Source organism: Leptospira ainazelensis (assembly GCF_016918785.1).
GTDB lineage: Bacteria > Spirochaetota > Leptospiria > Leptospirales > Leptospiraceae > Leptospira > Leptospira ainazelensis.
Map to the genome: position 1 here is coordinate 47,345 of NZ_JAFFPT010000065.1, position 13,303 is coordinate 60,647.

13 protein-coding genes are annotated in these 13,303 nt (G+C 43.9%); 2 read left to right on the forward strand and 11 right to left on the reverse strand.

Features of this window, described 5'->3' with window-relative positions; translation table 11 throughout:
- Positions 1 to 24 precede the first annotated feature (24 nt).
- From JWG44_RS15270 to JWG44_RS15295, 6 genes are all read right to left on the reverse strand, one after another.
- Positions 25 to 243 carry a hypothetical protein gene (locus JWG44_RS15270; protein WP_205275874.1) on the reverse strand — a complete coding sequence of 73 codons (219 nt, stop codon included), beginning with the start codon at positions 241 to 243 and terminating at the stop codon, positions 25 to 27.
- Positions 244 to 286: 43 nt separating this feature from the next.
- Positions 287 to 676: an LIC_12613 family protein gene (locus tag JWG44_RS15275; RefSeq protein ID WP_205275875.1), complete on the reverse strand. Its 390-nt coding sequence runs from the start codon at positions 674 to 676 to the stop codon at positions 287 to 289.
- On the reverse strand, positions 673 to 1,083 hold the full coding sequence (locus JWG44_RS15280) for a phage structural protein (protein ID WP_205275876.1): 411 nt from the start codon (positions 1,081 to 1,083) through the stop codon (positions 673 to 675). The genes JWG44_RS15275 and JWG44_RS15280 overlap by 4 nt, the downstream gene beginning before the upstream one ends.
- A gap of 11 nt (positions 1,084 to 1,094) precedes the next feature.
- The gene (locus tag JWG44_RS15285) at positions 1,095 to 2,474 is read right to left on the reverse strand and encodes a DUF3383 family protein (protein ID WP_205275877.1); all 1,380 of its coding nucleotides are present in this window, start codon (positions 2,472 to 2,474) and stop codon (positions 1,095 to 1,097) included.
- Positions 2,471 to 2,995, reverse strand: coding sequence for a phage neck terminator protein (locus JWG44_RS15290; RefSeq protein WP_205275878.1), 525 nt, complete (start codon positions 2,993 to 2,995; stop codon positions 2,471 to 2,473). The genes JWG44_RS15285 and JWG44_RS15290 overlap by 4 nt, the downstream gene beginning before the upstream one ends.
- Before the next feature lie 437 nt (positions 2,996 to 3,432).
- Complete coding sequence (locus JWG44_RS15295; RefSeq protein ID WP_205275879.1) at positions 3,433 to 3,789, reverse strand: helix-turn-helix domain-containing protein; 357 nt, start codon at positions 3,787 to 3,789, stop codon at positions 3,433 to 3,435.
- A gap of 193 nt (positions 3,790 to 3,982) precedes the next feature.
- Between JWG44_RS15295 and JWG44_RS15300 the strand changes: the two genes are divergently transcribed.
- On the forward strand, positions 3,983 to 4,234 hold the full coding sequence (locus JWG44_RS15300; protein WP_205275880.1) for a hypothetical protein: 252 nt from the start codon (positions 3,983 to 3,985) through the stop codon (positions 4,232 to 4,234).
- A 93-nt stretch (positions 4,235 to 4,327) separates the two neighbouring features.
- On the opposite strand, the gene greA is transcribed toward JWG44_RS15300, so the two are convergent.
- From greA to JWG44_RS15325, 5 genes are all read right to left on the reverse strand, one after another.
- The gene (greA, locus tag JWG44_RS15305) at positions 4,328 to 7,105 is read right to left on the reverse strand and encodes a transcription elongation factor GreA (protein WP_205275881.1); all 2,778 of its coding nucleotides are present in this window, start codon (positions 7,103 to 7,105) and stop codon (positions 4,328 to 4,330) included.
- 211 nt (positions 7,106 to 7,316) lie between these two features.
- Positions 7,317 to 8,261 carry a flagellar filament outer layer protein FlaA1 gene (flaA1, locus tag JWG44_RS15310; protein ID WP_205275882.1) on the reverse strand — a complete coding sequence of 315 codons (945 nt, stop codon included), beginning with the start codon at positions 8,259 to 8,261 and terminating at the stop codon, positions 7,317 to 7,319.
- 22 nt (positions 8,262 to 8,283) lie between these two features.
- On the reverse strand, positions 8,284 to 9,003 hold the full coding sequence (gene flaA2 / locus JWG44_RS15315; RefSeq protein WP_118981654.1) for a flagellar filament outer layer protein FlaA2: 720 nt from the start codon (positions 9,001 to 9,003) through the stop codon (positions 8,284 to 8,286).
- Between the two features lie 284 nt (positions 9,004 to 9,287).
- Positions 9,288 to 10,118: a hypothetical protein gene (locus tag JWG44_RS15320; RefSeq protein ID WP_205275883.1), complete on the reverse strand. Its 831-nt coding sequence runs from the start codon at positions 10,116 to 10,118 to the stop codon at positions 9,288 to 9,290.
- 4 nt (positions 10,119 to 10,122) lie between these two features.
- Positions 10,123 to 11,148, reverse strand: coding sequence for an LIC10775 family protein (locus tag JWG44_RS15325; RefSeq protein ID WP_205275940.1), 1,026 nt, complete (start codon positions 11,146 to 11,148; stop codon positions 10,123 to 10,125).
- 519 nt (positions 11,149 to 11,667) lie between these two features.
- On the opposite strand from JWG44_RS15325, the gene JWG44_RS15330 reads away from it, so the two are divergent.
- A complete protein-coding gene (locus JWG44_RS15330; protein WP_205275884.1) occupies positions 11,668 to 13,281 on the forward strand; it encodes a lactonase family protein in 1,614 nt (537 codons plus the stop codon).
- Positions 13,282 to 13,303 lie beyond the last annotated feature (22 nt).

Here is a 13,303-nt window from a genome sequence, read left to right on the forward strand (position 1 = left end):
CCTTACCTTATTCTAATTAAACTTTCAAAACCCCGAACTCCGAATCAGTTTCGCTAAAAACTTCAGTTCTTCCGCCCTTTCCTCGGCTTCCCTTTTTTTTCTTCGATCGACAACTTCCATCATCTTCATGTAGAGAACGGTGGACGCATTTTCGAGTTCTCTCTGAGAAAAATGCGCCGCACCGAGGATGAAGGGTTTCCAAAGAAAAAGTTCCTTTTCAACTTCTTCATCGATCCACTTCATCCATTCCTCTTCGGAAGGTATTTCGCCGAAATCGGGGAATCGGTTATTCCAACTCCCACTTAAGAAATCGATTCGCTATCTGAAGCCACACCTCCACGTGATTCGGCTCAATTGCGTCTAACGTTGGTTCAAAACTATGGCCGACTCCTTTCACACAAAACTTAAAGAACTTATCCAGAAGTTTGTCTTGGTTGAGTCCTTCCGTCAGTGAAATCGACTCCTGTCTCCAACGAAGGGCCTTACGATTGCCCGGATGTTGGAGTTTGTATCTTCTTCCGTCCACGAAATGAATCTGTGCAACCTTCGCATCGTCGTCTATGGTTTCCAAGATCGGCTCGCTCGGAGACGAAAAGGGATCAGATTCTACCGTTAAATGTTTAATCGATTCACGCTCTTTATTGGAGAATTCGATTGTTGTGTTTTCGTTTGTCATGCCGTAAGAACTCCTTTGTAATCGGGAAGAAGAAAGACCCAAGCGCGGTCCTTGTATTCTTTCCCTTTTTCGATGTTCGGTCTTTCCCAAATTCTACCCTGAGCGGAGAAACCGAGCATTCCACCGTCGCTCTTATCCTTTACGGTGAACACACAAGGAAGTCTTCCCTCTCCCATTGCGTAAAAGAATTCATTCTCCGGAGAATCTCCCAAAAGTGTGATCGTAAGTTTTACTCTTCCGTCATATACTTCGGAGATATTCCATTCTCCTTTGATGCCAACTTGAGACAGGATGTATTCCTTCGTTACGGGTTCGATTTTAAAGAACCCGTCCGCCTGACTCATCCCGGACACGTCGCGCCCGTTGCAGTTAACGTTTAATTTTTTTGGATCCCAAATGCCGTTCATTCCATTGCTCCTTAGGTTAGTTCGCCGTCGATATCCACTTCGTTGATCGCCCCTCTCAAACGACACGAGAAGGTGATGTTGGGAAGGATCCGATTGTTTCGATCGTTTGTCGGGATCTCGTCGATCGTTTCAGGCAAGTTGATTTTGTATTGATAGTCGCCAAGATCGGATCTGCTCTTATCCGTTTCGGTTTCAACCGGAGCGATGATACCCTGAACTCCCGCTTGAACGAAAACTTCGCGCATCCTGGACTCGATCATCTGAATTCCTTGGATCGTATAAGGCACGACGTCGGAATTCAGAAAAAGACCGGTGATATTCTCCCTCAGACGGGCTTTTAACCAGGCACGATTTTCTACGACGTCCGCATAAACTTGTCCGGTGGAAATTCCCGGATAAGGAACCTGTTTACCGCCAAAGTCCACGATCAAGTTGCCGTTATCCGAAAAGATGGAATTGACTTGTGAGTTGTTATAACCTGAGTTAGAAACTCCGTCTAACGGAAGATAGGCGTAGTTGTAAGAACCGACTCTGCGGGGCGCCGAGTTCCCGACCCAAGCGGCTTCGGGAAAAGAATCGGGATTCTTATGAAGCATATAGTATTCCCAGATCGAATTCCTTCCGGTTAGAACGGTCGTGTCGTCCGTGCAAGCAAAGAACATTTTTTCAGCGGATGCGAGATAATCGCCTAACGCGTGCAATTCGGATTTGTCGTGGGTGGTCGCCGTGGTTTTAAACCAAGCGTCCTTTCCTCCGTTTCTGAGTTCCGAAATTTCGACGGGGGCGTTTGACCAAGAAGTTAACAGGAAAACTGCGATGGTCTTTGGTCTAGGCGTTTGTCTAAAAGCGTTGGCGGCTTGAAGATATTCCTTGTCCGAAGAATTAAAACCGAGCTCCAAAAGATCGTCCGCCGAAGTGATCTCCATATAACGTTCATAAACCAAAGGTGATTGAACGAATGAAGAAACAATTCCCGAACCCGAATCTAAAACTTCGGAAATATCCACGATCTTACTCGCTCCGGCAACGTTAGCGACCGCTTCCGCGGCAAGTTTGATCTGATGCGCCGTAGAAGTCGCAAGACCCGAGGCATCGGTGGCCACGTTAACCGTAATCACGTAAGGATCGATTTCAGTGCCGGTACCACTGCGAACGACGCTGAGGGCGGTACTGTTTCCCGAAACTACGTATTTCACTTGAATAAAAACAACCCCAGGAGTTGCCGATTTCCAAATGAGCCCCGCAGAATTGTTCGAAACTTGTAGAAAATAGGTCGGAGCTTTGATTCCGAGAATCAAAGGTAATCCAAAACCCATTTGAGAGACCGGTGTATTTCTAAGAAATAGATTGATACTGATCGGTTCTATTTTTGAGATTGTTTGTGCGCTCATGCTTCCTCCTGAAATTCAACCGTTGGTGCGCTCGCGGTCGATTCGCCTTGTTTTTCACCGTATTTCCTCGATTTGAAAAGGATCTCGAACCCGGCTTTGTATTCGTAAACGCCCGCATCCGTCAAAACGGTTTTATCAAGAACGTTAACCGAAATCACGTCCGGTGTTACTCCGAAATTTTCGCATTCGATCAATCCTTCCAAAGAATCAAACCAATCCATCGCCTTTTCGCAAAAATCCCAGCAAGTAGAGATGGAACTGTCGTGTAGAAAGGAAACGTCGATTCGGGTTCTCTGATTTTTACGGCTGATCTCTTTAAAACTCTCCGAATCGATTTTTTGGATCCATTTGGATGCGTTCTTAGAAGAATCCTGAGTCATTTCGAGGACTTTATAGGTGCCATACGGGTAAACGGGAGAAGTCACGATCTGGTCCGCCAAAATCATAGGAATCGGAGGATCAGGTTTTAAAATTTCCAAGATCATCTTGTTTATTACGGATTCTATATCTTCAAATTTCATAAAATACGAATACTCCCTTACAAAGGCGGAAGAACCAAACCGGTTCCATCCCATTCACTGCGGTGAGTTTACAACGGATGCGGAAGGATATCTACGTCGGGAACGAACACAAAAGGACTGAATTTCCTATCGGTCCCAAATGAGATCGGCGAAAAAGAATCGGAGGCGTGTTTATAAAAATTGAAGAGGATCCGAGAAGTAAGAACGGGAATGGGACCAAAAAGAAGAAACGTTTCGAGTGTGTGAGATTTTTATCCGAAAATTTATGGCATACGAATTATAGAATATAAAAACTTTAGAATATTCTTCAGAATGAATTTTAGATTTCATTCTTCGATCAAAAACTTTTCTCCTTTTTAGAAAAAGATAAAAAGCATACAAAACAGGCGTCAAAACCTAAATCCGCAGTTCATAGAAAGAACACAAAAAGAGCTCTTCTACATATCCTCCTCGAGTTCCACAAAATGATTCCTAAAAAATTCTTCCACACCCGCTCTGGAATACAAAATGCTGCCGTCGCGGAGCCTCCAAAACTTACCGAGTAAACCTTCCCTTCTGTAATCTCCGACCCTTCGGATGGTCCTTTTTAAAAGAGCCGCGACTTCCTTAGGAGTCATCGTATCCCTTGGATCCTTAGGAACCGCCGGGTCGGCGGGAAGACCTTTGAAAATTCTCGTCGATTGTAAATCTCGGCTCAAGGAAGTTTTGTAAAGGGACCCTTCCTGAGTATATCCGGTAATCGTTTTCGTTTCCGGAAGAATGTTTTGATCTTTGTTGTTCCTCTTCTGAAGCATGAGCCTAAGGAAAGAATGAATTCCATTTTGTCAAGAAGGAATGTATATTCAAAGTTTTGAAAGAATTCTTGCGAAAAATCCAAAACTGCAAAAGGGACCAAGTTTGAAAAAAGTAATCGCCGCTTCCGTTTTTGTCCGAGGTGTCGGATAATATCGAATACGAAAAAAGAGATCGTATTAGGAGAATCAAACAATGGCCAACACTACAAAACGGAATCGAATCCGAATTCGATTTCTCTGTGATCAAGTGGGAAGTCTCAAAGAAAAGGGTATAAATCCGATTACGGTTTTTGATCGGTGTTGGGAAAAAATCCCGGAACCGTTGATCCAAAAACTCAATGCCGAAGAATTGTCTCTTTATATTCAGAGACATCTGCTTCCGAACGAAATTCTGAATTCAAGTCGGGAAAAAGAAAAGAATGAATACGGATCCAAGTCGGCCTAAAGTCGGGAAACAACATGGAGGACAGGACAAAAAAAGTCCCGAATTGCAAAAAGCGCAACCCGGGACTTATATTCAAAAATCAGAATATTTCTTTTATTCTTCTTGATTGAGGTTCGATCTTCCGATCTCAAGAACTGAAAATTTCGTTTCTGCGCCCGTAAGGTTCAGAATCGCGGAATCTCCGACCTTTTTATTGAGAAGCGATTTTGCCAACGGAGACTGATAACTGATGATATGTTTTTCAGTATCAGCGTCCCAAGCGCCGAGAATGGAGTAAGTCACGACCTCTCCCGTCGATTCGTTTTTCAACTTTACGGTAGCGCCGATATTGATCTTATCCGTTTTGACGTTGGTAAGATCCAGGATGATCGCACTTTTGATCTCGGCTTCCAATCTTTTGATAGCGGCTTGCAACTGAACTTGTTTTTCCATCGCCGCTTTGTATTCGGCGTTTTCCCGCAAGTCCCCTCTTTCCTGAGCCTCTCCGATATCTTTGGAGTTTTCAGGCATTTCCACGTTGAGTAAGTGTTCGAATTCGTCTTTTTTACGATTGAGCGCGCGTCTTGTAACCAAAATCGCACCTTCGGGAATTCGGTTGAGAATATCGTCCTCTTCTTCGTCTTCATCCTCGTCTTCTTCCCAAGCGACGTCGGGTTTCAACTCGATGATAAGGGCGTAGAGACGATCCTTTTCGAGATCCGTAAAATACGGAACCTCTTTGTAAAGAGCGAAAAGTTTACGGATGTATTCGGAATCTCCCGCGTGGATCGCCTCTTTAAGAACCTCGTCGTCGTTTCCGTGCAGGATTTCCTTACACGCATTTTTGAGTTTGGTTCCCTTATCTTCGATCTTCGCAAGAGGTTTGAACATACGGAAAACCCTGAGAATGAGTTCCAGGCGTTCTTCCTGTTTTGCGGCCGCCAGCCATTCTCCTTCCCAAACTTTGGTAAGAATGGACTTTGCTACCCAGATAAAAACTTCGGGAACTTCTTTCGCTCTCGCCGCCGCCGATTTGATAAACGCATTGAGAAGATCGAATTTTCCTTCTTCTTCCAAGATGGAGAAAACGTATTTGTTTACCTTGATCGGAACTTCAAAAAGAATTCCTGTGAGAATCTCATCCGGATTTTTTGCGTGTTTGCGAAGGAGGTTTACATACCCTTTTTTAATCTCGACGTTTCCGATCTTTGTGGAAATTTCAACAAGCGACGCGGTAGGAAGCGACTTGATAAGTTCAGCGATTTTTGCTTCGGTTAAATGACGAGGAATTTCTTCGTCTCCGAGTTCTTCGGAAGCTGACTCCAGATACAAGTAAGCAACCAATTTACGAACAGGGTCCGCGGCTTCTTCTTCCTCAAAATAAAAGTGATTGAACGCTTCGATCGCGCCTTCCGCGTCCTCGCGGTTGTCCAGCGCTTCCATAGCGATGTCGAGCTTTTTGTTTACGTCGGCTTGGTGAGTGAATTTTTCGGAGAGTTCTTCGGAAAGAGAAATCGCTTTTTCTCTGTAGACGAGTTCGTCTTTTTTCTTAGGATCAAAACCGATGTTCGGTTCCTTTTTGATTACGTTCTTGGCTTTGTTCCACCACTTAGACCATTCCGCTAAGGGTAGGAATTTTCCGGAGACTTCCGATTTGATATCCGCCGTCACCATTCTGTTATCGAATGAAGTTAAGAGTTCTTTGAAAAAGTCGGGGATATTGTTTTTGAAAAGATCCACGATGTCTTCTTTGTTTTCGTAGAACTTCACCCAGATATGATCTTTTTTCAGAGGTTTTAAACTCGTGATCGCCATCTGAATGGAGAGTTTATGGTCCTTCTTATCTTTGAAGTCGACGAAGATAGAATCTCCGTTAGGCGAAATCGAAGTAATCTTCCCTACTCCCCAGTTTCTATGAAGAACGTAGTTGTTGGTGTCGAATACAATATTTCTTTCGAAGTTCGCGATACAAACCTTGATCGGTTTACGGTTGTTCCCGATCTCGGACATCTTGAGAAAGTCTTCCAAGAGAGAATGATTCGCATACTTCGCTTTGTAAGCGCGGATGAGTTCGTTTCTTGCTTTATTGGAAGAAGCCTCGTGTTCCAGGATCTTTTTTAATAGATAGATTACTTTTTCCCAGTCTTCGAGTTGTTTGTAAGGTTCTACGATCGGATAGAGATAACCGACGAGTCTTGTTCTTTCTCTGTGACCGAGCATGATTCTTTCGATTCTTTCAAAAAATTGAATGTCTTCATGGTTATTGCTTACGATGATCGGCCAGATTTCTTCCAGTTGAGGATAGTCTTTTGTTTTTGCAAAAGTTTCGATCGCTTGTTTGAGATAAGTGATCGCTCTTTCCTTATTCTCGTCCAAAATCGAAAGGGCGTATTTTTTTAGAATTTCAGGATTCTTACGATCGTGTTTCGCAAGTTTTTCGAGAACCACTTTGAGTTCTTTATTCTTCTTTAATTTTTCAAGGGCTTCCGCTTTGTATTTCAAAGCGAGTCTTTGATCCCCGTATTTTAGAATTTGATCGGTAATGTGCTCGATGATCGCCCATTTACCCGCAACTTTAAAGGATTCTAATAGATTTTTTAATAAACCGGAGTCGCTGATTTCCCCCCTTTCCAGGGAAAGAATTCCAAGCAGATAACGCGCGGAAATACTGTCCTCGTGTTCGGCAAGATACTCTTCTATTTTTTGTTTTGCTTCGTCTATTTTTCCGGCGGACTTGTAAAATTCGATGAGATCGTCGAAAATCTTGAACTTGGAAGCTGGAATTGAATTCGCATCCGTGCGAACATAGATTTCTTCGTTGAAAAGAGATGTCAGCTTATCCAGATCGCTGGCCGGTCTGGATTCCGTAGTTGCTGATATTTCGTTAGACATAGGATACTCCACCGATTGAGTCTCGGCTTGATGAAAATTGGGACGTTTGGGGTAAAATTCCTCTCTGACAGCCCTGTATTTATCAATTATAGCTGAGTTGGCTTATCCGTAAACCAGAATTTAAAGAGAGGGGGATTTCCCGGTAAAGCCTTCGTTTTGGCCCTACCGAGAGAGGAAAACGGGATTTTAGAACATCCCGTCGATGAAATTCTTACTTAGTCGCGTTAGCGCCGCCGCATTCTTTGTCGACTTTTGTCTTGAGCATCTTGTCAAGTTTGTGTTTACTCTTACAATCCTCGTCGTCGAAATCGATGGAAGCTCCGTCGAAGTGAACTTCGAAAACGTCCGAAAGAACACGGAGTTCGTCAAAGAAAAGATATACGGTCTCACCGCTTGTATCCGGACGGGAACGAATCTTAAACTGTTTAAAAACGATAGTCTTTACTTGAGGATAAGAATTTACGTCCTGTGGAACTCCTTGGGGAATAGAAACCGTAAGCGGTCTCCATCCGATAAAGTCCAGAGATCCGAATTGAAGAATGTGAGTATCTCCTTTCCAGTCTTCGATCCAACCTTCCAGATTGTATTCGTTTCCTCTTCCGCAAACCCAAACCGAAATCGCTTTACTGACTCCGGGAAATTCCACTCCGTAGATTTTGGAAATTTTTCTCTGGTTGTTCGCGTCCAGATAGGCTTTTGTACGAAGAACTTCGTATTCGGGAACTCTCGGAGGACGAACGGTCACCGCATTCTCACCGGGAAATGTGAATTGGAATTTTACACCAAGAACCTTCGCGGTTCCTGAATCCACATTCTTGATGTCTCCCGGTTTTCCCGAGATCAACTTCACTTCTCTCAGAGACTGCGCATTTTGTGCGGTAGGTTGATACTGCTGTTGTTGTCCGTTCTGAGGTTGTTGTGTATCCTTATCGGTCGTAACTTCCCAACCGAATGCCGCTGAAGGAGCCGGGTTATCCCAGGATTCCACGGTGATGGAACGAAGTTCCATTCCACTCACGTCGATCCCGGTCGCGGTATCGATACCACGTTTGCCTTTGATGATATTTTGTCCGTTTACGAATCCCAGAAGAATTATTCCCCCAAGAATCGCCACGAGAGCCGTTGTAATTTTGAACGAGTTCATGAACCTTCCCATGCCTGCTTCCTTTCTTTGAAGATTACCAGTTATCTTTAATTTCAGATCCGGGATACTTCGCATCTGATTTATCGGCGCGAATTTCCAAATCATCCACATAAAAGTAGAATTGTCCGCCCACTTCGTGAACGTCGCTTACCGCGAACAAAGAAACGAAGTGAAGATTCTTATCAAGAAGAGCGAATCTTGTACTTTGAGGAACGTAACCCGGAATCGTTGCGGTCAGTTTTCTCCAACCGAAATAATCCAATCTTCCCAAACGAACGTTGTGAGTATTTCCTCTATAGTCTCTCAATTTTGCAAAAAGAGTGTGACGGAACTTTCTTCCCAGAGCCCAAATCGAAAGCTGACGGGCCTTTCCTTTTACCACATATTCGTGAGGAGGAAAAACTTCCACTCTGTCAAAACCTCGATTGGTATAGTGGGTTTTGATTCCTAAGATATGGTTCTTTTCGATCTGATCTCCGCCGTTATCGGGAACCGTATTCTCGTCGAATACGTCTCTCATCAAACCGCGTTGAACCATTTTGAGAACCTTGGTTTCTCCAAGAGGAGTTGTAGACTTCGCTCTCCAGTCTTCGGCCTCTTCGAAATTCTCGAGAATGAGTTTCTCAAGAGGGTCCGGGGCCGCGCCTGTTTGCTGATTTCCACCAGCCTGATTGTTTCCGGTCTGCTGGCTGTAGACACCTGGTACAGCAAGAATGCAGAGCAGTCCGGCAAGTAAGATGATCTTCTTCCTCATGAGAATTTCTCCTGGTTACAAAATACAAAAATAAAAAATCGTTTAGAGACTTAGGTCCGATTCTTTTAACCGCTTCACGATCCGGAAGAAAGCGAAGCGCCGAGGTATCACGAGGATCCGAATCGCCGTTATATTCCATTCTTTGAATTCTTTCAAAGTTATCGTGGAAGAAAGGGAAAGTCCGATTCTACTACCCGTCTCTGTATAAATATCGGAAGATAAAGGATCAAAATTAGCAAACGAAAAAGTTTTTTAGGGAATTGAAGATTTTTTTCTTTGTCCCTTCATTTTCCTTTCCCGAAGAATTTACCCAGAAATATGCAGACAAACCAGGAATAATTCAGAAAGAAAAGGCCGGAAAGCCCGTAAAGTCCGGCTCGAACCAGCTTTTTCTCCGGGTCGGCTATGGGTCGAAAAATCGTCGGCTGGTCCCCGATCGGGAACTTATAGATTTTGCCGGCTTCCTGGACCGCGAGCTTATAATAAGAATATAAGGAATGATTCTTGAGATTCTCCCCCCAAAAAAAGACGGAACTCCCCCAATGACAGTTCGGAAGTTCCATCCTTTCACAAGCAACCCAAACATAGATCGGATCCCCCTCTTTCCAACCGGAAGAAACAAGAGGCGCGACGTGAAAGTAGATCGTCTTTGCGGGTTTAGGCGAAGTTTTGCCCCGGCTGATCGCGGAACGAGAGGAGACATAGTTGGTAAGAATTTTGACTCCTCTGAAGACTAGGATTCTATCGTTTCCGAACTCGGCGTTGTCGACTAGGTTTGTGTTCTTTCCTATCGGGATTCCCAAAAAAAATCCTATACTCTGACTGATATAAAGCGAAGAAACCCCCGCCGAAAGAAGGCTCAAAAATAATGCGACATACAATAAATTTCCAAAGCGGGAACTCAGACGAATCACTAAATAAAGAAGAGGAAGAAAAAGAAAAAGGAGCAACGCCGCCGTGACCAATACCGATCCGTAAATTCCCAGAGGAATAAAAAGCAGAGCCATTCCGTCGACGAGGCAAAAACCCACCAAAAGAAGTTTCCAATAAGAATTTTGGGAAGGAGGCCCGGGCGGTGGAGTTCGGTCTCCGGTTTTTACCAAAGCGAAAATCATATCTTCATTCTACGGTTAACTTTTGATTCAATTGTGACCAGAGTTGTCTGACTTGATCAATCTGTTTTTCCGGACCTGAGATCGAAAACAGTAGTCCCCGATTCTCGCGTAAATAATATTTTTCCAAAATTACCATGGGGACTTGTCTTCCGTCGGGGTGAATCCAGTTAAAACGAGTTACGTAGGCATCGTCCTCTTTTTTTCTTCGAAGATTCGTTTCTTTGATAGTTCGAGGATTGATTCCACGTTTGAGATCCCAGAGTTGAAAGTAGTTTTTGGAAGTGTATATCGCGGCGACCGGATGGTAAGAGAGGCCGATCGTAAAAAGAATTCGATCCGGTTTGAATTCGAGAAATTTTTGTGACTGGGATTGATAGGCTTTTTCCCATTCTCCCAAATTCAGATCGGCGGGTAGGGTTTTATAAAATCGACGAACCTTCCAGATATGGTCTTCCTCTTCTCCGCTCTCGGAAGTTTCGAGTTCCGGAAAATAATGTTTCCAATCCGAAGTTGTCTCCAGAGAAAATCGGAAGGGAGCGCTTTCAATTTTTAGAATATTCTTTCTGGAACATCCGTAAGGGTCGGTGAGATCGGCGACGTCCTTTTTTTTGTGAGCCATGTGTTTCATCAATCGGCTCAATTCTTCCGTCGCGTTCCGATATCCTTCGGGAACAAGTTTGCCGAATTGGATCCGATAACAGAGTCCGATCCCTTTTAATAAACGAATTGCAGAATACGGCTCCCCGTGTTGTGCCAATGCGACGGCCTCGCTTCTGTGAACTTCCATTTCCGAAACGTCCGGAAAAACTTCTTTGTAATCGCGATCGATGAGAAATTCCACCCTTCCGTCTTTATAGAATCTGTAGTTCCGTCCGTGAAGATCCGTCTTCCATACAAAGTGCTGGTCCGGTCGAAAGAGCTTCATCACTCGATTGTGTAGAATTTCCTCTTTATTTTCCTGATCTTCATACCAGGAGCCGCGAAGCAAAGGATCCGTTTGAGCGTGTATAGGGAGGTTTCCCAAGAAGATTAAAAAGAGAAGAAATTGTCTTAAAACCGAAGCCACGATGATGGTGTTTCATTCTCTTTCTTTTTAGTCATTCAACTTTCTTCGGTTCATCAGGATTGGGCACAACCTTGTTTTTTCACGAAAAAGAACGATCCAATTTTAGAATTCGATCCTGGAATTCTAAAAGAATTCTTATAAAACCCAGAATTTCACAAAACCGCTTCCTCGAATTCAAATGGAGAATTCATTTCGTTTTGTTTGGATAAGAATCGTATCGAAAAAGGTAAGGTTCGGACTTCCATTCCGTCATAGACGAAATGTCGAAAGAGTTTTATCCCATCAGGGGAAATAAAATTCCGGCTTTCGATTCTGAATGTTACGAAAAATAATCCGACTTTATACAAAACGATCGATGAATCAAAAACAAATTAGAATTTCCTAATTTTCTTTGGATATTCCATTTATAAGTTACGATTTTTTGAATCTTTCTCAAAAGCCCGATCCTCTTGACAGCTCGTTTTTCTATTTCAAGTCTGAGATATGGAAAAAGTTTATTCTCCAGGTTCAAAAGACAGACTCAAATCCGTTTGGAAACCGTCGCTCACAAATTCAAACAAAGGAATTTATAAAAAGGGTTCGTTCAAAACATTCTTCTTTTTATTTTTGTGTTCGGTTTTTCTTTTTTTATCCCTGATAAATTGTAATCCATTGCCGTCTCAAAACGGCTGCGATCCTTTCCACAAAGATTTCAATACTGTCTTTTTGATCAAGGCCGCCCTCAACGATAAAACCCCGACCTGCGGTTTCAAAAACAAGGTCAGTACGAATCTTAAAGTGGCAAACCTCGTTCCTTCGGAGGGTTCCTCTTTTGTTTCGAGAGGAGGGTATATTCAATTTTCATTTAGCGAGCCGATGGATATAAACAGCCTTACGATTCAATCCGTCTCGGGAACCTGTTCCGGTTCGATTCGACTCAGCGCCGACGATTTTAATTCCTGCGAAGGCGCTTCCATCAACGTCGCGGAGAATCCTGTAATTCAAATTCTGCCGAAAAATCTTTTGAAAGGAGGAAGAAATTATAAGATCCGAATTACGGCCGATGTTCTCAATTCTTCCGGAGAAAATATGGTCGATACCTTTACTTCCCAAAGCGGCTTTTATACAAACGGTTATTGGGCCTACGTTACCAACGCTACGACGGGCGATATCTGGATGTTTACGATCGATCCGAGCACGGGAGTTCTTATCAACAATACTCCGCCGACGATTCCTTCAGCTCCCGGTGCAATTTCACTCGCGATTCATCCTTCGGGAAAATTTCTCTATTGCGCCAATCAAACTTCGGGTTCGATCTTTTATTATTCGATCGATCCCGCCACCGGTAATTTAACCTATCTCAATGCGATCGGCGCGGCGGACGTAACAAACATCAAAATTCATCCCTCAGGAAATTTTGCGTTTGCGACTGCAGCAGCTCCCTCAAACGTAATTTACGAATATAGAATCGATCCGAATACGGGAGCCCTGAGTCCGAACACGGTCGCACAAATTTTAGCGATCGGAGATCCGCGAGACATTACGATCGACCCGACCGGAAAGTATGCGTTTGCGACCTTGTTTGCGAGCGGGAATGTCAATAGTTACTCGATTGATTCTTTCGGAATTTTGAACGGCCTTTCCATTACGCCGGGAGGTTTAAATCCGGTCGGTATCAACATGGATCCTTCGGGTAAGTTTCTCTACTGGGTAAATTCCGTCGGCAATAGCGTAAGTATCTTCAGTATGGATTCTGCGGGAGCCCTAACCTTGGCCGGTGCATTTGCGACGAGCACGACTCCGTGGAGTATTCACTTTGATCCGTTCGGGCGTTTCGCTTACGTGGCAAACAGCGCTTCGATCTCGACTAACGTGAGCATCGGCGTCTTAAATCCGTTTAACGGTCTTTTGACTCCGGTCGGCGGCCCTCTGATGGCCGGATTTTCTACGCGGAACTTTATCGTCGATCCCAGCGGAAAATACGCCTATTCCACCGAGTCGAGCGGTAATACGGTCTACATGTATAAAATCGTCGACTCGAGCGGTAATATAAGTTTGAATACTCCTTCCTTTACCGGGGTCGGCGCCACGGGCGGTTACGCGATCGAGATATACTAATCAATTTTAGAATATTCTAAAA

Coding starts and splice junctions, on each gene's coding strand:
- JWG44_RS15270 (WP_205275874.1), bottom strand. CDS start 243: ATGAAGTGGATCGATGAAGAAGTTGAAAAGGAACTTTTTCTTTGGAAA.
- JWG44_RS15275 (WP_205275875.1), bottom strand. CDS start 676: ATGACAAACGAAAACACAACAATCGAATTCTCCAATAAAGAGCGTGAA.
- flaA2 (WP_118981654.1), bottom strand. CDS start 9,003: ATGAGGAAGAAGATCATCTTACTTGCCGGACTGCTCTGCATTCTTGCT.
- JWG44_RS15285 (WP_205275877.1), bottom strand. CDS start 2,474: ATGAGCGCACAAACAATCTCAAAAATAGAACCGATCAGTATCAATCTA.
- JWG44_RS15280 (WP_205275876.1), bottom strand. CDS start 1,083: ATGAACGGCATTTGGGATCCAAAAAAATTAAACGTTAACTGCAACGGG.
- JWG44_RS15300 (WP_205275880.1), top strand. CDS start 3,983: ATGGCCAACACTACAAAACGGAATCGAATCCGAATTCGATTTCTCTGT.
- flaA1 (WP_205275882.1), bottom strand. CDS start 8,261: ATGGGAAGGTTCATGAACTCGTTCAAAATTACAACGGCTCTCGTGGCG.
- greA (WP_205275881.1), bottom strand. CDS start 7,105: ATGTCTAACGAAATATCAGCAACTACGGAATCCAGACCGGCCAGCGAT.
- JWG44_RS15295 (WP_205275879.1), bottom strand. CDS start 3,789: ATGCTTCAGAAGAGGAACAACAAAGATCAAAACATTCTTCCGGAAACG.
- JWG44_RS15330 (WP_205275884.1), top strand. CDS start 11,668: ATGGAAAAAGTTTATTCTCCAGGTTCAAAAGACAGACTCAAATCCGTT.
- JWG44_RS15290 (WP_205275878.1), bottom strand. CDS start 2,995: ATGAAATTTGAAGATATAGAATCCGTAATAAACAAGATGATCTTGGAA.
- JWG44_RS15320 (WP_205275883.1), bottom strand. CDS start 10,118: ATGATTTTCGCTTTGGTAAAAACCGGAGACCGAACTCCACCGCCCGGG.